This is a genomic window from Cytobacillus solani (assembly GCF_001420595.1).
GTDB lineage: Bacteria > Bacillota > Bacilli > Bacillales > Cytobacillaceae > Cytobacillus > Cytobacillus solani.
Map to the genome: position 1 here is coordinate 4,504,473 of NZ_LJIX01000006.1, position 20,318 is coordinate 4,524,790.

Annotated in this window: 14 protein-coding genes and 2 pseudogenes; 6 read left to right on the forward strand and 10 right to left on the reverse strand. The window is 39.3% G+C overall.

Annotation, left to right across the window (positions count from 1 at the left end; genetic code table 11):
* Nucleotides 1–68: 68 nt before the first annotated feature.
* The 8 genes and pseudogenes from AN957_RS24280 to AN957_RS24310 all read right to left on the reverse strand — a co-directional run bounded on the left by AN957_RS24280 (nucleotide 69) and on the right by AN957_RS24310 (nucleotide 13,060).
* On the reverse strand, nucleotides 69–2,546 hold the full coding sequence (locus AN957_RS24280; RefSeq protein ID WP_056686580.1) for a phosphodiester glycosidase family protein: 2,478 nt from the start codon (nucleotides 2,544–2,546) through the stop codon (nucleotides 69–71).
* Between the two features lie 357 nt (nucleotides 2,547–2,903).
* Nucleotides 2,904–3,455 (reverse strand): annotated as a pseudogene (locus AN957_RS29295) (anthrax toxin lethal factor-related metalloendopeptidase); the annotation flags it as partial.
* Between the two features lie 30 nt (nucleotides 3,456–3,485).
* Nucleotides 3,486–3,734, reverse strand: a pseudogene (locus AN957_RS29300) (hypothetical protein); the annotation flags it as partial.
* Between the two features lie 262 nt (nucleotides 3,735–3,996).
* Nucleotides 3,997–7,452 carry a S8 family peptidase gene (locus tag AN957_RS24290; protein ID WP_056686583.1) on the reverse strand — a complete coding sequence of 1,152 codons (3,456 nt, stop codon included), beginning with the start codon at nucleotides 7,450–7,452 and terminating at the stop codon, nucleotides 3,997–3,999.
* Nucleotides 7,453–7,621: 169 nt separating this feature from the next.
* Nucleotides 7,622–8,833: an efflux RND transporter periplasmic adaptor subunit gene (locus AN957_RS24295; RefSeq protein ID WP_056686585.1), complete on the reverse strand. Its 1,212-nt coding sequence runs from the start codon at nucleotides 8,831–8,833 to the stop codon at nucleotides 7,622–7,624.
* A gap of 15 nt (nucleotides 8,834–8,848) precedes the next feature.
* A complete protein-coding gene (locus AN957_RS24300; RefSeq protein WP_053478706.1) occupies nucleotides 8,849–9,511 on the reverse strand; it encodes a hypothetical protein in 663 nt (220 codons plus the stop codon).
* 204 nt (nucleotides 9,512–9,715) lie between these two features.
* Nucleotides 9,716–10,855, reverse strand: a complete 1,140-nt coding sequence (locus tag AN957_RS27245) for a glucosaminidase domain-containing protein (protein WP_075209249.1) — start codon at nucleotides 10,853–10,855, stop codon at nucleotides 9,716–9,718.
* A gap of 342 nt (nucleotides 10,856–11,197) precedes the next feature.
* Nucleotides 11,198–13,060, reverse strand: coding sequence for a bifunctional metallophosphatase/5'-nucleotidase (locus tag AN957_RS24310; RefSeq protein WP_056686588.1), 1,863 nt, complete (start codon nucleotides 13,058–13,060; stop codon nucleotides 11,198–11,200).
* A 458-nt stretch (nucleotides 13,061–13,518) separates the two neighbouring features.
* Between AN957_RS24310 and AN957_RS24315 the strand changes: the two genes are divergently transcribed.
* Entirely contained in the window at nucleotides 13,519–14,484 is a 966-nt protein-coding gene (locus AN957_RS24315) for a DUF3298 and DUF4163 domain-containing protein (RefSeq protein WP_053478704.1), read from the forward strand.
* Nucleotides 14,485–14,723: 239 nt separating this feature from the next.
* Here AN957_RS24315 and AN957_RS24320 read toward each other — a convergent pair whose 3' ends face one another.
* Entirely contained in the window at nucleotides 14,724–16,925 is a 2,202-nt protein-coding gene (locus AN957_RS24320) for an NHL repeat-containing protein (RefSeq protein ID WP_053478703.1), read from the reverse strand.
* 304 nt (nucleotides 16,926–17,229) lie between these two features.
* On the opposite strand from AN957_RS24320, the gene AN957_RS24325 reads away from it, so the two are divergent.
* The 5 genes from AN957_RS24325 (at nucleotide 17,230) to AN957_RS24345 (ending at nucleotide 19,841) form a co-directional block, all read left to right on the forward strand.
* Complete coding sequence (locus AN957_RS24325; RefSeq protein WP_245637810.1) at nucleotides 17,230–17,721, forward strand: GNAT family N-acetyltransferase; 492 nt, start codon at nucleotides 17,230–17,232, stop codon at nucleotides 17,719–17,721.
* A 75-nt stretch (nucleotides 17,722–17,796) separates the two neighbouring features.
* Entirely contained in the window at nucleotides 17,797–18,615 is an 819-nt protein-coding gene (locus AN957_RS24330) for a helix-turn-helix domain-containing protein (protein ID WP_231690182.1), read from the forward strand.
* A gap of 27 nt (nucleotides 18,616–18,642) precedes the next feature.
* Nucleotides 18,643–18,999: a VOC family protein gene (locus AN957_RS24335; RefSeq protein WP_053478702.1), complete on the forward strand. Its 357-nt coding sequence runs from the start codon at nucleotides 18,643–18,645 to the stop codon at nucleotides 18,997–18,999.
* 8 nt (nucleotides 19,000–19,007) lie between these two features.
* Complete coding sequence (locus AN957_RS24340) at nucleotides 19,008–19,391, forward strand: SRPBCC family protein (RefSeq protein WP_056686591.1); 384 nt, start codon at nucleotides 19,008–19,010, stop codon at nucleotides 19,389–19,391.
* A 69-nt stretch (nucleotides 19,392–19,460) separates the two neighbouring features.
* Nucleotides 19,461–19,841 (forward strand): VOC family protein, encoded by a 381-nt coding sequence (locus tag AN957_RS24345; protein ID WP_053478855.1) that lies wholly within the window; start codon nucleotides 19,461–19,463, stop codon nucleotides 19,839–19,841.
* 55 nt (nucleotides 19,842–19,896) lie between these two features.
* On the opposite strand, the gene AN957_RS24350 is transcribed toward AN957_RS24345, so the two are convergent.
* On the reverse strand, nucleotides 19,897–20,292 hold the full coding sequence (locus AN957_RS24350; RefSeq protein ID WP_056686594.1) for a hypothetical protein: 396 nt from the start codon (nucleotides 20,290–20,292) through the stop codon (nucleotides 19,897–19,899).
* Nucleotides 20,293–20,318: the final 26 nt, after the last annotated feature.

Below are 20,318 nucleotides of genomic sequence, written 5' to 3' on the forward strand. Positions count from 1 at the left end.
CAAGGGCCAAATTCCCCAAATCAAAATAAAAAATCAGGGAGAAATTTGGCCTCTTATCCATTCTTTATTTATTTGTAAACAGCTTGAATTTGGTCAATAAAAATGGCACCGCTATTTTTATTTGCATCATTTGTTTCCATGTAACGCACTGGAGCTTCAATGACTAATGGTGTTTTGATATTTTGTGGAACAGCTGCTTCTATATACTTCCAGCCAGTCCAATTTAAATTCTTTGTGAAATCAAGCTGAATCTCTTGGCCGCTGCCGTCCTTCAGCTGCATTCTTAGCCAATGCCCTTTGCCATCCCCGTAAACCCACATGCCAATTTTTTTCGGGTTGCCTTTTATAGCGATCGGTTTAATAGCATCGATATAAGCGCCTGATGTCCCTGAAGTACCTGTAAAGTCATAGCTTAGCTTCGCTGATGATTTTCCCGTTTTGCTTAAAGGATCCTGGATTAAGTTCACACTCTTATATCTTGCTCCAGATGCCTTATAGTTTGCTACTCCGTTTTCAAAGCCATCAATAAGAATTGGTTCAGGTGTTCCTACTGTTACGGCAATTTTTGCTGAAACTTTCCCATGGGATATAGTAATCGTACCTGTTCCTTTTGCGGATCCAGCTTTAAATTCGCCTTTATTATTAATTGTACCTAGACTCGCTGGTGATACACTCCATTTGAACAATGCAGGATCGGTAATCACTGTCTTGCCTTTATAAATGCCCTTCGGCTGAATCTTATAAATCGTGTTGTTTTCAACGATGACATCCTTTTCATCCACTTGGATGCTATCAAGCGTATTAATTATATTCACTTTAATCTTGCTGCTAATATTACCAGATGAAACAGTCATCTCACTATTGCTTAAAGAAGTGGAAGCTATATAGCTGCCATCTGCATTTTTCTTCAATGCTGGAGAGCTATATGCTACTTGTGAAACAGGAACCGCATTATAGAATTGATCCATTCCTTTAACAGTAATGCCTAAATCCTTATATGTAGCACCTGCAAACAAAGTAAGCTCCTTCGGATTGACGACAAGCTGATTAAGAGGTCCCTTCATCCATTGACTGATAAATAATAAGGAATTGGATACGGAACGCTCTGCCCCATCTGAAGGCTTGTTAACTACTGAAACGGAATCATTCCCATGATCTCTTATAACCATTGTAGAAGATCCGCCGCCATCAAAGGTAAATGCTTGAACAGCACCAAGATCCTTCATGACAGTAGCCATTTCCGCTAAGGAAAGACCTACACTGTGAAGAGCATTACGCCCATCAACAACGACCGTGACAATTCCGCCATCTGCTTTAATTCCAATTGCCGATCTTGGGTGAACACCTACAACAGTCTGCTTAACAACTGATCCATTTTTCACTAAGTGGTAACGGCCGCTTAACGCTTCCACCACTTGGTTCCAATCATTTGACCCAAAATCCGCCTTTACTTCAACTTTGTCCCCAACGGAAATTGTTTTTAAGTAATCACTGCCGAAATTGTGGCCAGAAAGCACAAATTCCCCGCTGTTTAGCTGCTCATCTCCTACATTCTCCACCACTCTAACAACTGTGCCTGTTAACACACTATGTCCGTTTAATTGACCAGACTCCGTTTTGACAACCACTTCTGTTCCAAGATTATTTGTACGTGTAGAGCTTGCAAAAGCTGGTGTATAAAGTACAAGATGGTTGGCCGATCTAGTTCTATTAACAGAATTAATCCAATACGCATTCTGTCCATTTACTTGAACAGAAATTTTCAATTGTGGATTGCCTATTAATGGCTTGCCCTCTTTTGTTACACCGAAAACAGCTAATTCATTTAATGGCGTCTGACTCGTAGCAACAATTTCGCCTTTTTGTATCATTAGATCTACTGGATGACCATTTTTATCAAAGTAGTCACCGTTGATACCCGCTACTACATGTTTCTCTGGCGTTTGGGCATTATTTGCTTGTTTTGATACAGGTTCAAATCCGTATAATTGCCCTTTTGCCAAAGCCGTTTCTAAACTAATCTTCTCTGTCTTTCCGTCATACTCAACTGTATAAATTTTCTGCTTTCCTCTGTTGCTCGTTACTGAAAGCTCTGTTTCTGTTACACCAGGAGCGATCTTCTTTGATTGCTGCTGTGTCACTTTTCCGATCGAAAGATTTCCTATTGGCTTCGTTGTTGTTCCACCGCCACTATATGCAGCTTCAAGCTCTGCCAGCTTTTTCTTAGATGGTGTTCGGTAGTCAACATACCCTGCCATTTTCGTAATATAATAACCGCCTCCGAGTCCATATTGGCCCCCAAAGAGATTGTCATAGCGATACACACGATATTGCTCACCAGGCTTTAATACCCGTTCAAACACAAGCTTATTTCCATCTCTTTTCCATAGATTAATAGGCTTAATCACTTTTATTTTCCCCACTTGGCCTTTAACCATAAGAAGTCCATCCCAATAAACTTTCGGCTCGCTTGCTGAAGCCTGAGAGCTTAAACCAAAAATCAATGCTGCAATTACTACTACCTTAACTATCCACTTTTTCGTCATTTTCCCTCTCCTTCTATATACTATTCTATTATTATATGACATTTTCCCAGATAATTGGACAAATAACTGGATAAAACGACTTTTGAACTAATAAACAAAGGATGGGAGCTGACATTATTTGATATGTAGCTATTAATTTGAAGAATTTGTTCGTTTTTCGGTCCTTTGTGCTGTTTTCCGGTCAAATTTTTAGTTTATCGGCCACTTTCACTAGTTTTCGGGCCACTTTCCTAATTTATCGGCCACTTCCTCTTGTTTTCGGGCCACTTTCCTAGTTTATCAGCCACTCATCTTGTTTTCGGGCCATCGGCCAATAAAATAGCAAAAAGCCTGAGGGCTGCTCCCACAGGCTTTTTGCTAAATTAAACTTTCAATAAATTGATAGGTTAGCGGTGCCATCCTTTGCAATTTTGCTCTGGAATTATCATCCCGATAATATAGCGCAAATGCTTCTGCAAAGTATTCCTCACGATAATTAAGGAAATACTTCTCATTCAGGAACAATCTTCCTTTTTCCATATTCCAAATCGCATTGAAAGCATTAGAAGAGGATACATGCTTCTTCAGTATACTATCAACAGAATGTGCTAGCTCATGCAGTTCTAAATTAATGGAACCATGTCCACTTCCCTTTTCACTATACCCTATTCGAACGACGACCGCTTTTCCACCGCCGACTCCAGGAACATCATCCCATGTTTTATTCGTATCCTCCCAGCCTCTTGGGGCAACACCTTTTAGGTGGGCATATTCCGCTGTATCAGTAATCGGACCATTTACTAGAACGATATGTATTTGATGATCAATAAGCTGCATTAAAATAGGTTCTGGCAAATGCCCTAATCGCTCTTTCACTTGCTCAACAGCTGTCCTATCATAATCTTCTTTCGGAAGAGTTACTATGTTTTCAACAAGGCATTTCTGATCACAATCTAATAGTTTGCGCTTAGTAGCTGATGGCGTTTCATAAATAACATGCCCCTTCACTTTCGTAATATAGGCATCTCCTCCAACCCCATATTGGCCGCCATAAAGCTCGTCCATTCGGTATACGCGATACTTCTCACCAGGCTGAAGCAATCTTATAAATTGAAGACCGTCCTCTGTTCTTTTCCAAAGATTAATAGGTTTGACTACTGTGACACGCCCAATTTGTCCCTTTTTCAGCTCGACTCCATCCCAATACACAGTCGCAGCCTTGGAATCCTCGGGATGTATCGATAGAAAAAGGATGAATACAGCAAATATAAAAACTAGTTTTTTCAAATGATATCCCTCCAGCTCGTATCTTTATTGTATGTCGATTCCTGGGAAAAAGATAGAGACTTTTCTGTCAAAAAACACTAGCTGAAAAGCCTGCGGGGCACACGCTCAGCCAGCAATCCAAAGAAGGATTACGATTCTGAACGAATACCCCACAGGCAACCATTTCAACTTGAATCACATTATATTAATTTTTATAAACATTTAATGTGTACGGATTTAAAGTGGTATTGCCGAATGAATCACGCACCTTAATATGGTAGGTACCTTTGCTAAGGTCAAAGCTTAGAACTTCCTTATCCCCTGCTAGATAGTAATCGGCTGTTGAAACAAGCTTGCCATTTTTATAGAGGGAAATAACCCCATCTACCTCAATGCCTGTAGCTAGTTCAATGGTTCCTTTTGTATTTTTGTCTAGTTTCAATTCGTACCAATCTTCATCTCCATAAGGAACCCCCGCATTTAAATGACCAGTTGCTTGCAGATGCTTAGCAGACTTTGCATTTAGTTTTAGCGGCTTAGATGGGATGTTATTCTTCACAACTGAACCTTTATCCTCATCGTTTTTATTAACCGGATTAAGCGTTAATACGTATGGGATTAATGAGAATGGGTTAAAGCCCTCGAAATAGGCAGAAGCTGTGATAATGTAGTTCTTGCCTTTTTCAGCTTTGAAGGAACCAAAAGTTTTTCCTTCAGACGCACCCTTTTGAATATATTGCGAGTTGGCAATTTCCTCATCATCCAATTTACGGTTTTTATTCTTATCCTCTACGACTACTAAAACACCATAGAACGGATCCAGCAGTTCTTTCGGATACTGGGATTTAAATTTCTCACTAACTTTCTTTCTTTCCAATGTAATACCATAAATATCATTTTGTTTGCTTTCAAAATAGAAGACATCTTGGTCATTTGGCATAGCAAAGTTTCCTTCGATCACATTCGAAGCAAGATTCTTCACATTTTCTGGCTTATCATTGTCCTCATATTTATCCTGTGGATTTTTCACAACAAGCTTGGAAGTGAACTTATAAGGATCAAATGAAATACTGCCATTATAGTAATTCGTATTTACTTTCACATAATACGTTTCATTCTTCTTTAATCCTGTATACACGGAAGTACCAAGTTCCCCATTTAGCCAGAACGAATATTCATTCGTACCAATCGCTTCAACATAGGAGTACTCTTCTCCGTTTTGGTCCTTCTCTTCCTTCACTTGATAGATTCCTAGCATTGGAACGGAAGCATCCTTATCAGATAAAAGGAACTCATAGATTCCATTCTCTTCTGGCGTAAGGCTGAACCAATCTTCATCCTCTAGTGATTGAAGATATCCTGTTGCGGAATCACCCATTTTATAAGGCAGTGCCCCGTCCTTAATCATTTGGACATAATCAAATTCCTCATTTTCTGGAGTCGTTGAAATAAGCCCCAGCTGTTTTTCAAGCATGCTCATTTCCTCTTCCTCAGAGAAAAATACTGGCAATGAATCCTCATCTGGAGGAAGAACCTTCCCTTCCACATTTAGCTGATAAGGGATTGCTGAAGATTCAGGGCTTTGCTCTTCTTCAATCATGCCCATATTCATAAAGAAATCAAAAATGCCGAAATAGTTGCTCTCTTTGTTCGAAACTTTAATTAATAATTCAGTTTCAGGATTGGCAGTAAAGGATAATGTTTCGCCTTCACCCTTGCCTTTATTATTCCCATAGTAGGTTGGTTCTTCAGGGAATTCAGCTGGCATCTCAGGCATCTCTATATCTTGCACATCCCCTTCAGCTGTTTCAGTTGGAAGCCATTTCTCGTAAACACTTATACTTGTATCTACCCCTGGAATACCTGAAAGGTCAACACGAATGACTTGCTCCTCTTCAACAGAGAAACGGTAATAATCATCGTCGCCCTCTTCACCGATCAAAGTAAAGTTTTCCTTTCCGGATTTATACGGCAGCTTCAGATCAATCGGTGCTTCAAGTGTAGATTCATCCTTTGGCAGCTCTGTATATTTTTTCACGGAGAGATTGTACTTGGATTGCTGACTTTTCGAATCATCATAGCTTCCATTCACATCTTTCACAGCAAAGGTGAGCTTTCCTGAGGCCGGAACCTTATAAAGCTTGCCTTCTGTTTTTCCATCCAGCACTTTATTGACATCAACTTTTTCTTTGCCGTCAGGTGAGTTGATAAGGAGTTTGTAGTCAAATTGCTTTGCACCCTCTAGAGAGAATTGAATGTACTCCCCAGCCTTCACCTCTGTTTGGTACCATTTTTCTTCAAATGGTTTTGTAATGACACCATTGATAATAGAAGTTTTCGCTAAGTCTACTTCTTCAGCCTTTTCTAGAATTTCCTTAACTGTCAAATCTTTGTTTGTTAAATTTGGCAGTTTCTTCATATCAAAATTAAGCGCGGCAACCGGGTTAACGAGTCCATTTCCGTATTTAACGTCAAACCCTTTATCTCCTAAATCCTCTGTTGTATGCTCTAAAATATACTCCACCTGCATTGGTGTTAATTTTGGATTTTTTGATAAAAGCAACGAAGCAACACCTGCTACCATTGGAGAAGCCATTGAAGTACCGCTCATTTTAACAAAGCTTGACTTCTTTTCATAATCATAGAGCGTGCTGTACACTTCATCTCCAGGTGCAACCACATCAACTGATGGTCCATATGAGGAGAAGTCTGATAGTTTCTTTTCTTTGTTCACTGATCCGACGCTAATAACTCCCTCGTATGCAGCTGGATAATTAACTACTGCAGCCCCATCATTTCCTGCTGCTGCAACGATGGTAATATTTTTTTCTAATGCTTTTTTGATTGCTTCCTCGATGACTGGCGATTTCATTGGTCCGCCTAAGCTCATATTGATTACCTTGGCACCCTTATCCACCGCGTGTAAAATTCCATCTGCAATCGCATAGTCATATGCTCCATACCCGCGATCAAAGACATCAATTGGAAGAATGTTTACATTTGGATTTACGCCAAAGCCGCCAATGCCATTATTTTTATTGCCGGCGATAATTCCCGTCACATGTGTTCCGTGGAAATCAGGAGTTCCTTGATTCATCGGATTTACTGCGTTATAGCCTGGCAGCAGCTTCCCTTTCAACTCTGGGTGCTGCATGTCTACACCTTGGTCAATGACAGCAACTGTAACCTTATTCTTCCCTGCCAGCTGGTGAGCTTTATTCAGATTTAGCATATCAATATAGTACTGCTCAGACACTTTTGGATCTTTTACATTTAAAGGCTTGTACAGTGCACTTGGATTCACTGAATTTACATGCGCAAATCCTTTATATTTTCCCATTACCTTTTGAAGATTCTTTTTGTTATTTACTTTAACAACCGCGTAGTTAAGAGTAGGGAAGTTCTTAAGCAATGTTCCGCCTGCTATCCGATGCTCTGCTTGAGTAAGCGGTTTCGAATATTTAATAACAATCGTATCCTCACTTAAAGCCTTTTCATTGGCCAAGTCCAGCTTTTTCTGAAGCTGTGGATTACTTACGTGTATCGCTGCTACATTCGCTGATTTTTTTTCGGCATAGGCTGACGTTCCTGCTGCTAGATTAGTAGAAATTAAGCCAAGCCCTACTGTAACCGATAAGGCATTTCTAACCCATTTTTTCATAGTATCCCCCTATTTTCTGTACTCCCTTTATCTTACTAATAATTACCAAATAATAGCAAGCGTTATCCTATTCAAACTTTTTACTAATTTCGACAGGCAGATACTTCGTGGTGTCCATTAAACATGGGGTCTGCACAATATGTACAAATAGATCCGCTTGTGAACACCGTTAGCGCGAAAGGATTCCTTTTGCTATATATCTAGCTATTTGTTTTTTTTCGATTGCTTTCATTGAAGAGAGTTCTAGTTTGGAAGGATGAAGTGGGGTGATAATGGATGGCCCCTCTTCTTTTTGAACAGAATTGGAATGACTGACAATTATTTCACCAGCGTCGATTCCTTTTTTGACCTGGACTTGATAACCGGATTGCATGCCAGTTTTAATTTCTCTTTGCTCTAGCCTTCCGCTTGCTGTAATAAGCCAGACAAAGGATTTCTTCTTATTCCTCACAATGGACTCCTTTGGAACCATTATTGCTCCGTTCACCTCCTTTGTTATAAGTCTTATGTTCACATGAGACCCTTGAAGTAAATCTGGAGGTGCCTCTTCATCCAATTGAATCGTAAATGGATAGTAGCTTTTCTTCTTTTCAGAAGCATGTTCAGCTGGAAGATTATCTGCCTCTTGTAATGTCCCCTTCCATGTATTCTTCATTAACTTAGAGGAAAGGATAGCCGTCATTCCAGCTTCTGCCTGAAGCCGTTCCTCTTCATTAAAGCTGCCTTGAATCGTAGGAGTCAGAGAATTGATTGTTATCAGCGGATTTTCTAAGCCGACATTCACATCGCTAACAATGCCCTCATACTCACTAACAACGGTTAATTTCCCCTCGCTTGCCTGAAGCGCTTCTAATTCCTGTTCATACTTTTCAGCTGCTTTCCCTAACATTTCTGCCTGTAATTCTTTATCATATATATCCTGCTCGACGCTATGTATAATTGCTCGTCCTTCCGCCTTCTCTTCATCCTCAAACATTAACGAATCTCTATAGCGGGTAAGCTCTGAAATATGATCTTCTATAGCTGAAATCTGGTTTTCTATCTTAGTAATTTCGGCTTCCATTCGGACACGATCTGCCTCAATATCAGCCGAAATATATTCATACAAAGGAGTCCCTATTGTTACCTCTTCTCCTTTTTTCACAAAAAACTGTTTAAAAGAGCCCATTTTTTCATCATAGTAATAATGGTAATTATCAGATGGTGAAACAACACCTTCCTTATGAAGCATTTCTTTGATATCCTCTTTTTTGGCTGCTGAATATTGATCAACAAATGCGGACCGCTCAATCTTTGATTGATCTTTCAAAATGAGGTAGATATTCCCGGAAATGAATAGAATTCCAGCCCCTACCAGCAGCTTTTTGATGTGCTTTCTCAAGTAATCACCACCTGTTTATATAAGACTTTCAATTTTCAAATAGGATAATAGCGTTGAAATTAACCAAAAGAATAAATTTACACAAACAATTAGAATGAAAATAACCTTAGGGTTCTTTTCACTCATCCTCTTTATGCATACATATTGGAAAATAATCACCCATATTTTAAAAATTGAGATATGTGATAAGAGATATACGACAATCATATTCGATGTAATATATCTAGCCATTACACCTAACCCAAATGGAGAGAATTCAGAACTGATCCCTAGTGAAACATTGAAAGGGAGCAGGACAGCTTTCTCAAGCAGTAAAATAATGAGCACAAATAATTGAATAACAACCAATTTCTTATATGGAAGGTCCATTAAAGCCCACAGAATAATTGACCAGCCGAAGAGGACAAATGCCGCAAAGCCCGCTCCCCATATAACCTTCCCGATTCCTGCTATTACCTTCTTTGCCTCAAGCTCCTGCTGAGGTATTCCTGTAATTTCTTTTGCTAGAATGTCCAATCCTACACCGTAGTAACCAGCAATAGCAGATATAAGAATACTTGATAAAATGAGGAATACAACCTTTTTCCAAAGCCCTCTTATTTCTTCCGCTTTCTCCATTTGATAGGAGAAATTACTTGGATGCAGCAACCCCTTAATAAGTTGCACGTAATAGACCATAAGCTGTACCTCCAAACGAATTCTACTTCTATTTTAACCCACATATTGTCTCAATTCCCATTTTAAACCCTAAAATTGACGAAATTAGGAAATTGTTCACAAGTTATGATATACACCAATAAAAAAAAGAGATTCATCCATCTCTATTAAGATGTGAATCTCCTTTCATAACTATTTTGTTCAGGAAGCTTGCCTGGCACCCAGTTAGTTGTTTGCATAGACGTGTTTTATTTTGTCATAATTTAGGTAGTAGCCCCCGCCTAGGTCTAGCTTGTTCCCATTGATGGCATATACTCTAAATACTTGTCCTTTTTTCAGTGTTTTAGCTGTATTACCTGATGCATCTATTAGCGGACTGTCCGCTTTTATTTGAATCGTCCCTTTGTAAAAAGAAACATCTGTGCCTTTTTTAATATAATAACCGCCACCGACATAGTATGCCTTTTCATCATAGCTAAATACTTTAACGATTTCACCAGGAATCATTTTACGGTGAACATTGCCATCCGGCTTATATAAATCGATATTTTTGCTCTTAATATGCAATCGGCCAATATAAACACTCATCTTGCTGCTATTGGCAGCGATGACATAATTGCCGCCCAGATTATAATTGTTGCCTAACGTACCGAATACTTTGTAGGAAAAACCCTTTTTCAAGATCTTTTCTGTTTTCCCATCCGGGCTAATAAGCGGCATATCTGCTTTCAAATACACGGATGCTGCCGGAAGCTTCGATGTCCACTCACTGCTTACATTTGGAATCGCTAAGTTAATTTGCTTCATCTCATCAAAAATACTTAAAACTTTTTCGCCGTATCCATTCCCAGGAACAGCCCAGCGATTATTTAAATCTGTCCAATAAGGTGCAATTCCTCGCTTTACATAATCAAATCGAGGGTCAATTTTCTCAGTTACAAGCGGTTCATTGTTCGCATATGCCTTTAAATGCTGGATTTGTGCACGCACACCTTCCTCAGGCGTATTGAAAAAAGCTCCTTGTGCTCCGCCGCCAACCGCACCAATGCCAGAATAATTGTTTTGCTCAGGTAACACATCGTTGCCATATTGGAAAAATCCCGTTTCATGAATGGCTTGCGCAAAAGCTATATCTCCGCGAATTCCTTCCATCCGTCCAATCGACAAATATAAATCTGCTAATCTATAAATATCGACAGTCGTTAACTTAGGATCTGGCTTTTTCAGTAAGACAAAATCCCCCATTTGCTTCGCTGTTAATATAGAATTCCCTTCTATGGCTACTTTTTCACTAGCAGCTTCTGCAGATACAGCTGGAATCAGACCCATAAATAAAACAAACAGCAATAAATAAACTTTTTTCATTTCTTTCTCCCTTACGATTGTTTTCTAGATGATCATTTCTAATCTTCATACTTACTTTCTATTTTCTCGTAAAATTAAATGACCGTAAAGGTGTTTTTCAATACTAGAATTAGAAAAGCGCAAGCGCCTTGATCATCGCCGTACAAACTGGAAGGGGCACGACTGAGATAAAGGAGACACAATGAGAGAAGCGAATTGATGTCGACTTATCGTAGGGAGGGGTCCTGAAGTTTGATAGGTGATAGGCGCTGGAGCTAGACAATTCTCTAATTCCAAAGTTATACGTTCTTATCTTTAAATAAAAACAGAGAGATGGACATCTCTCTGCTTCTAGTAGCAGAATTACTTATTCAATTCAGCTAGTTTCTTTTTAGAAGGTGTTTCATATTTTACTAGTCCTTTGATGTTTGTGATGTAATGTCCATCACCTACTCCATATTGACCAAAGTAAAGTTTATCTTGGTTATATACTCTGTATTGCTCACCAGGCTTCAGGACACGAACAAAAGTAAGCTTGTTATTTGCATCCCGCTTCCAAAGGTTGATTGGTTTTTCAATTGTGACACGGCCAATTTGGCCTTTCTTCATTAATAGACCATCCCAGTAAACGTTCTTAGTTGGTACTGGTGTTGGTGTTGGTGTTGGTTTTACTTCTTCTTTTTCAATGGCTTTCTCAACAATACGAGCTTCATACTTTTCGTTCACAGAGCCTAATTTTTGAATATAAGCAATTAATGCCTCATCTAAAGCAGGGAATTCGTTTGCGATCGGGCTATCCTTGAATGAAGTATACTCATCTCCGCCAGCAGCCATAAAATCATTTGTTGCGACTAAGTACTTCTTATTCATATCAACTGGCTGCCCTTTAATCTTCATTGAATGCACGCGGTGACCAACTGCTTGAGCAGGATCAATAGCAAAAGTTAAACCAGAAACATGCGGGAATGCACCTTTTGATTCTGGGTAAGCATTTACCCCGTTTTCAATGCCAGCTTTAATCTGAGCACCCGTTAATTCCTTTGTCACGATATAGTTGCCAAACGGCAGAACAGTGATAACATCCTCTTTCGTAATGTCTCCCTTTTTGATCGATGCACGGATTCCGCCGCCATTTGTTACAGCCATATCCGCACCAGTCATATCTACCATTGCATCTGTAATTAAATTCCCAAGATTGGTTCCGCCTACACGGACTTGTTCACGCTCTCCATCTAACTGTACATCTGTTTTGCCAATTACTTCTGACAAAATTTCTTTTTGTGCTGTTTGAATATCTTTAATCACTTTTTCAACAGCTGGATCAGGCTTCACATTCGCTGCTTCTTCTTTCGAGATCAAACGTGCCGCTTTTTTCGTTAATTTCTTATCTTCAAATGTTAATTCAACAACACCTAGATTTTTCGTATATTCACCTGTACTTACTATCAGTGTATCATTTTCTCCTTTTAGCCCTTCGACAAGAGTGGAATGACTATGTCCATCAACAATGAGGTCGATGCCAGGAGCACCTTTTGCCACTTTAATAGATGTTTCTGTACTTGACTCATCAATTCCTAAGTGAGTCACAGCAATAATCATATCAACATTTTGGGATTTTAATTCCTTCACCATTGCCTGTGCTTCTTTTACAGGATCAGTGAACGTTAATCCCTCAACGTTTTTTGGATGTGTTTTGTAATGTGTTTCCGGTGTAGATAAGCCAAAGATGCCTAGTTTAATGCCGTCTACTTCTTTAATTTCATACGGTTTTAATAAGTTTGTTCCATCTTCCTGACGAACGTTTGCACTTAATACAGGAAAATTAACTTTCTTTTCTAATTCTAGCAATCTCTTGTACCCATAGTTAAAATCATGGTTACCAGCAGCCATTCCGTCATAGCCGACCGTATTCATGACTTCTGTAATACTATCGCCTTTGCTCACAGTAGCAAATGTCGTTCCATGCAAAGTATCCCCTGCATCAAGCAGCAAAGTGTTTGGATTCTCACTCTCAAATTGCTTCACAAGCGCAGAAATCTTTGCAAATCCCATTCCATCGCCTTCTTCCACACGGCCATGGGTATCATTTGTATGCAAAATTGTGATTTTCTTTGTTGCGGCACTAGCCGAAGTACTATCTGCAAGTGCAGTGAACTGTCCGCCAAATCCGGACCATACGACTAAAGAAGAGACAATAACAGCAAAACCTTTTTTAAACCTTCGCATGACTTACCTCCTGTTTTTTGAAAATTCAATTCTATTATATCTTATAAATATTAATCTCGTGTTAATAGAATGTAAAATTAGTACGTTATACCTATAATTAAAGCCTAATAAATCAACAATTTATGACGTTTTAATACAATTTTCAACAATATCACAAATAACTTCCATAATTTCCACATTCACAGATTCGAGTTGCTAGTATACAATAGTAACTGTACGCTAGCATGTGTAAACAAATGAGTTTACTTTTCCGGCGTGCTTACCTAACTTTGAATTAGTCATCGGATCTTCCGAAGGCTAATTCTTTTTTTATACCTTCAAGGGAACAGAGGGTCAGATTCCTTGTCCCACCCTTTTTTCATGATATGTGAACTACAGCTGTATACCCTTTCCCTTTTTGATTGTATAAAAAAAACTTCCCTAGTATATTAAGAATATATTTAATGGGAGGTTTTGGAATGAAGAAAAAATTACTCGGTCTATTATTTGTATTTGTTCTCTCTCTATCTATGCTGCCTATCGGTTCTGCACAAGCAAGTGTGATGTGGGGGAAAACAGAGCTGAAGAAGGGACAAATAGGAAAAGCCACATTATTAAATAATTCTCAGCTATGGACATACAGTAAAGATCAAAAAAGCTTAGTAGAAATTCGAAAGCTTAAAAAAGGGGAAGAATACCGCGTCTATACATTTAAAAGTGATTTCGGAGGTCTTTATGGTGTTGGTGGCGGAGCTTTTATTAAGAAATCTTCAGCTGTTAAATATGAAACTCCTTCTAAAGTAAAACTCCAGGCGTTAGGTGTTACTCTTTCTAAACAAACATTTGAGGGGTCATTTAATTATCCGCAAGTTGAAGGCTTAATCAGCAGTGAGGCTCAGAAAAAGATTAACACGGCTATAAAAAATCACATGGATGCTTCTTATACATCCTTATTAAAATTAGAAGAGGATGAGTTTGCCCATCGTGAGGATTATTATAATGAACACGGCTACGATGTTCCTGCGGATGAAGAGTATAGGTTTTCCTATGAATATGATGTAAGTTATGAAGTAAAATATAATAAAAATAACCTGCTTAGCATTCTTATTTACGATTACATGTATACAGGCGGTGCTCATGGAATGTCAACAGTGAAAGCATATAATTTCGATATGCTGACTGGAAACCAAATTTCCTTAACGAGCACAGCTAAGAGCAGCAGCGCCTTAACAAAAATGAAAAATTACGCAAAAGCTGACCTGCTCAATCAAAATAAAAAAATAGGAATGATCTTTACTGACTCGCTTTCTTCAATCACTATCGATAATAATCGCCCTTTTTACTTTTACGATAATGGGGTCGTAGTGAAATTCTTCGAATATGAAGTGGCCGCCTATGCAGCTGGGATGCCGGAAGTGAAAATACCTTATTCGGTTTTTAAATAAGAAAAGCACAAGCGCCTTGGTCATCGCCGTACAAACGCAGAAGGACCGGTTCTTTCGATAAAGAAAACACGGTGAGCGAGAGCGAACCGATGTTGACGCAATCGTTGCGGAGGGGGCCTGAAGTTTGATAGGCGATTGGACGCTTGTGCTAGACTATTCTCTAACACCAAAGTTATACTTTCATATCTTTTAATAAAAAAGGGGACAGATATGTGATCTGCTCCCTTTTCTTTTTGCCCCTACTTTAGCAATGCTAATTTACTTTTTGAAGGTGTTTCATATAAGACGCTGGAGGTGCTTTTTTCAATAAATAATCCACCGCCCACTCCGTAGAGCCCATTTTTCTCGGCAAGATAGCGATAGACGCGGAATTCTTCACCTGCTTTAAGTGTACGTGCCTTTTCTAAGGTTCCGTCATCATTCCGTTTCCAAAGTGTTGCAGCTTGTTTCATGGTTGCTTTTCCAATTTGTCCCTTTACAAGTTCTGTTTTTCCCCACATGACTTTTTGATGTGTTTTTAAAGAAAAAAGTTCATCTTTGCTTGTGAAGTAGATGACTCCATCTGCCCCTTTGGTAAGCCGTTCAGCTCCTGTGCTTTTCAGTATTTCCTTTTTGAAAGTCCCTGGATGAACGCTAAATAACGTCCCTTCAACTGTTCCATAAATCAACCCATCATTTCCTATGACAAGCGTTCCATTATTAAAACGTCCGCTCGTATTTTTCACAATATTAACCGTTTGTGTTTTCTTCGTTTGCGGATCGTAAGAAAAGAAGTTGCCATCTGATAAGCCATAAATCTTCTTTGTATCTGAAACTAACGCATGAATCATGCGCGGATTTTTTATCCCTAATGGCAAAATTTCAATTTTCCCTGCTGGAGATGTGCTCTTCATCCTAAAAAGGACTGCATTTTGTTTGCCTTCCAAGTTTTTTCCGCTGAATATGGACGTGCTCCCATAGACGTATGATTGGTGCGCAGTTAGTGAGATTACACTTTGATCCTTCACAATATTTCTTCTGACCGAATGGTTTCGCGTAATTGTGTCATAAATGGTTAGACTGCCGCCAATTTCGCCACTTTTCGGATGGGTTCCAATAAATAAGTAGTTTGTTCCTTTTGCCCCAGTCATCGCCACCGGCCGGTTTTGTCCGTTGCCAATCGTAAACAATTGTGTTGGTGACGATGGTGCTTTCAACTCTGAAATGATACCTGCTGGATAAACACCTAGATAAAATCTTCCATTTACTGTCGCAAAACTTTCCACTTGTCCGACCCTCGGGATCGATGAAAATGTTTTTGACTGTGGATGGTAGACGCCCATCTTCTCAGATACATAGCTGCTTGTATAAATATTGCCGTCTGGTCCTGCTGCTAGATTGTAAATAGGAACGCCTGCTTCCGGCAGTACAAAGCGATCAACAACCAGCTCTTCACTAGCCACATCATACGTAAAGAAAGTGCCCGTATTTCCTAGTAAGCCTGCAAGGTAGGTCTTCGATCCTTTTTTCACAAAATCAAGGGAAACGGCTTCTGTTCCCTGCAATGCTTTACGTGAAGCCGTTACCTTCCCTGTCTGCAAGTCCATTTTTTGAAGGTGATAATCGTTTGTATAGTAAACATCATTCCCGTTAGGTGCAAGCTTTGAAACTCCTCGTGATTTTGCTGTCAGCTCCCCTTTAAACTTATATGTTTTCGCATCGAACATAAGAATGGTATGTTTGTTTTCAAGCTTGGCAAACAGCACACCCCCAGCCTGATCTAAATCATAAACAGAGGTTGCGTTTTTATATTGCGGAGGCAGGATAGACTTTTTGGCATTGGTTGAAAGATTCCAAGCAATCAAATCAGCATTTGCTCCAACTCCAACAAACATCGTGTTTGTTCCTGGATAATAGGCTAAGCTGCGCCCAATTGTTTTTCCGCTTGCCGCTTGTCCAAGATTTTGAAACTTTCCATTGCTATGTTTAAATAAGCCGCCTTCATAAGACGTGCTTCCATACACATTCCCATGATGATCTACTTCGATATCATGGATTGATGTACTTCCACTCGTTGCTTTTCCAAGATCGGTTAGCTTTTTTTGATTTGGATTATACTTATAAAGTTTATTAGAAGGCGTTCCGCCAATCCAGACCTCTCCTTTTCCATCTACTTCAACCGCCCAGCCGCTAGATGAACCAGTTAACGCCTTTTGATCAACTATCTTTTTATTAAAAAGATTAAATACAACGAGCTGTGCAGGTTCACCTTGCAAAAGAATATACATATATGCATTTCCTTTCGCATCATTGCCCGAAGCTGCCGTGATGGCGGTGCTATTTGTAATTGGTTTTCCTACCTTTGAAATTTGGTAGGACGAATCAGCTAAGACAGAGCCAGCTTGCGAAAATACTAGAAATACACAGGCTAAAATAAGAAATAAGACCGACTTTTTCATCATTATTTTTCTCCTATTCTATTGTTGTTAGATCTATTTTACTATAGGCAAATCGTAATTGGGACTGTTAAAGTGAAATGCTATAATGGAAAATGAAGTGAAAAATAGGATGAAACGATCCTCTCGGATGAATAATCCCTGGTCGTTTTACCTTATTCAAACGTTTGATTAATTTTTAGAGCTGTGAATTTTCTAATTACCTAGCCTATTGAAGGAATCCCCTTTCCCCTGCTTAAATTATTTGAAAATTATAATAGTTAGTTGTATAAATATAAATATAAGATTTTAACATAGGGGGAACGAAGTGTTGGCAAATAGACAAGCAGAATTGATAAGGAACGGCGACTTTTTTATAAGTTCGAATAAAAACTATTTAGATATTGACGTTATCCATCATTTCCTTAGTGAGGAGTCCTATTGGCTTAAAGGAATTTCGAAAGAATTGGTCATTGCAGCCATTGAACATTCGATTCTTTGTTATGGCGTTTATGAAGGAGACCCCACCACTGGTTCGCCAAAACAGATTGGTTTTGCGCGTGTCGTCTCCGATCTTGTTCGATTTTCATGGCTAGGGGATGTATTCATCCTTCCTGAATATAGAGGAAAAGGATTAAGCAAGTGGCTCATGAGTGTCATTACCGAGCATCCTCATTTGAAAGGAACAAACTTCCACCTCGCCACGAGGGATGCGCATTCTCTTTATGCCCAATATGGCTTTAAGCCATTAGACAATATCGAAAATCGAATGGCCAGACCTTTTGATTGGGATGCCATCTATGATGGGTATAAAGAAGGATAGAAGTATTCAGCGATTCTTCCATAAAGAGAATCGCTTTTTTCTGAAAAATAAGCCGCATAAAAATAGGTGAATACATTGCCAAATTCGAATGATCAGTCTAGAACAGTAGTTACTGCAATTGAATATATGAAGAAGCATTTAGAGGAAGAAATCACTTCAGAAGAGCTAGCTTCTCTCGTTGGGTATAGCCCCTATCACTTTTCGAGAGTGTTTAAAGGAATCACAGGAATATCGCCACGACATTATTTATCTGCCTTACGTATCGAGGCGGGGAAGAAAATACTGGTAGATGCTTCCTCGTCATCGATATTAAAAACACTGCTTTTAATTGGATTTAGAAGCATAGGAACGTTCAGCACGAAATTCAAACAATTTGTCGGTCTGTCCCCAAAGCAATTCCAGTTGAGGACAGATGACTTGCACCAATTTATTAACCACTTTGAGCGTCAGGACAAGCTTGAAGCCATAAAATTAACTCCTCCTGTTATTTCATGTCACCTAGAATTTCCGAAAGGCTTTAAAGGCCTTATTTTTATCGGCCTCTTCCCGCGCCCGATCCCAGACCAAAGACCTGTAGCTGGAACAGCCATTACCCATAATCAAACAAACTGCGTGTTCTCCGCTGTGCCATTAGGAACCTACTATGTTTTAGCGGCAGCACTTCCTCTGAGTTTTCATCCAAAAGACTACTTTCTTTTAGATAAATCCTTACGGGGAAAGTCGGATCATGTAATTGAAGTAACAGAAAGGACAGAGGCAGAAGTAAAGATAAGGCTTAGAGATCCTTTGCCCTATGATCCACCGATCTTAATAAATCTCCCCCAGCTATTATTTGAAAAAGAAAAAAACAAAGCAAACTTGAAGAAATTTTTCATTATTTTTTTGTTAAATTAAGGATATCAAATGCTAGGAGGGATCATTTTGTTAAATCAAGTGTGTGTGCTAACCGTGAAGGTGGACGACATTAAGAAAGCAGTTGAATTTTATACAAAGGTGTTAACTTTCGAGGTGTCAAAGTATTACGGGGATAAGCTAGTTAGTTTAGTGCATAATGAAATCCCAATCGTATTAGAGGAAACAGAGCCTTTTGATGCAGAGACACGCCAAAGTGTTTTATTAGGAATTGTTTCGGAGAACCTTGATAAAGATATTGATGAACTAAAAGCTAAAGGAGTATCGATTCTCTTTGATGAGCCCCAGCCATGCCCGCCTGGCCGGTATACGATTATCAAGGATCCTGCAGGAAATCAAATTGAAATCGTCGAGTTTTCTAGCTAGTTGTTATGATGCCTGTGATTAAGCATCAAACGTATATTAAGTCGAAGCCAGCGAAAGTGTTCCATACGTTAACAACCGCTGATGGTTGGAATGCTTGGTTTACAGATCGGACAACCATTGCGTGGAACAAGGATGAAACGGGTGAAATCCGGCTAAGATGGACGGTTAATGGGGATAAAGTGATTGAAGATGCCGGAAAAATAGTCGAAGCCATCTCTTATGAGTCTTTTATTTTTCAATGGTGCCCCGGAGAAAGCCAAACAACCGTGAAATTCAATTTGCATCCATTTAAGGAAGGAACTATAGTAATCCTTGAAGAGAATGGGTATTTAAATTCAATTAAAGAATCGATGCATGTATTGGCTGTGCTTCTGGCTGGGGAGAAGCTCTGACTTTATTAAAAATATATATAGAACATGGGATCGTTCTTAAAGGAGATGTATTTATAGGGGATGATACAGCTGATATATGAAGTGACTTTTCAGGTGCGTGTAACCGAAATGGTTAAAGGAGAATGGTGGTATCAAACATTATTAGGACGAGAGCCTGATTTTGTTCCACATGAGGGTTTTGCAGAGTGGGAGCTTATTTCAAGATGCTGGCTTCAAGTGGCTGTAGGAATTCCAGCCAAAAGCAGCGGTCCTCTTAGACTGGGTGTTGTGAATATAGAAGCTGAGCGAGAGCGATTAGTGAAAGAATTAAATATCGCTCACTTTAAAATATATGAAAGACCAGAAGTTCCTGTAAAATGGGCAACATTTTCAGACCCCTGGGGAAATCATATTGGGCTGTTTGAGTATTTGAGTGAAGCAGAGAAGGATAGAAAGATGAATGAGTATTAGGAGTCATGACTAATTAGTGTTTATTTTACTATCATTGTGAGCTTCCTCTTTTAGGTTACCGCGTTTCTATTTTTCTTCCTATTGAGGGCACATGTCTCCCCCTTCTCCTGATCTTGTCTGAACTTAAGCTAACTTCGGACTTCTTCCGGATTTTCCTCCTGATCTTGTCTGAACTTGTGCTATCTTCGGACTTGATCGAACTTTTTCTCCTGATCTTGTCTGAACTTAAGCTAACTTCGGACTTCTTCCGGATTTTTCTACTGATCTTGTCTGAACTCGAGCTTACTTCGGACTTCTTCCGGATTTTTCTACTGATCTTGTCTGAACTTGAGCTAACTTCGGACTTCTTCCGGATTTTTCCCATGATCTTGTCTGAACTTGTGCTATCTTTGGACTTCTTCCGGATTTTCCTCCTGATCTTGTCTGAACTTGAGCTAGCTTCGGACTCCATCCGGCTTTTCCTCCTGATCTTGTCTG

Bases quoted from the DNA above. Each gene is read 5' to 3' on its own strand.
- AN957_RS27245 (WP_075209249.1), bottom strand. From the start codon at position 10,855: ATGAAAAAAGTTTATTTATTGCTGTTTGTTTTATTTATGGGTCTGATT.
- AN957_RS24320 (WP_053478703.1), bottom strand. From the start codon at position 16,925: ATGATGAAAAAGTCGGTCTTATTTCTTATTTTAGCCTGTGTATTTCTA.
- AN957_RS24310 (WP_056686588.1), bottom strand. From the start codon at position 13,060: ATGCGAAGGTTTAAAAAAGGTTTTGCTGTTATTGTCTCTTCTTTAGTC.
- AN957_RS24300 (WP_053478706.1), bottom strand. From the start codon at position 9,511: ATGGTCTATTACGTGCAACTTATTAAGGGGTTGCTGCATCCAAGTAAT.
- AN957_RS24315 (WP_053478704.1), top strand. From the start codon at position 13,519: ATGAAGAAAAAATTACTCGGTCTATTATTTGTATTTGTTCTCTCTCTA.
- AN957_RS24280 (WP_056686580.1), bottom strand. From the start codon at position 2,546: ATGACGAAAAAGTGGATAGTTAAGGTAGTAGTAATTGCAGCATTGATT.
- AN957_RS24350 (WP_056686594.1), bottom strand. From the start codon at position 20,292: ATGGAGTCCGAAGCTAGCTCAAGTTCAGACAAGATCAGGAGGAAAATC.
- AN957_RS24340 (WP_056686591.1), top strand. From the start codon at position 19,008: ATGCCTGTGATTAAGCATCAAACGTATATTAAGTCGAAGCCAGCGAAA.
- AN957_RS24290 (WP_056686583.1), bottom strand. From the start codon at position 7,452: ATGAAAAAATGGGTTAGAAATGCCTTATCGGTTACAGTAGGGCTTGGC.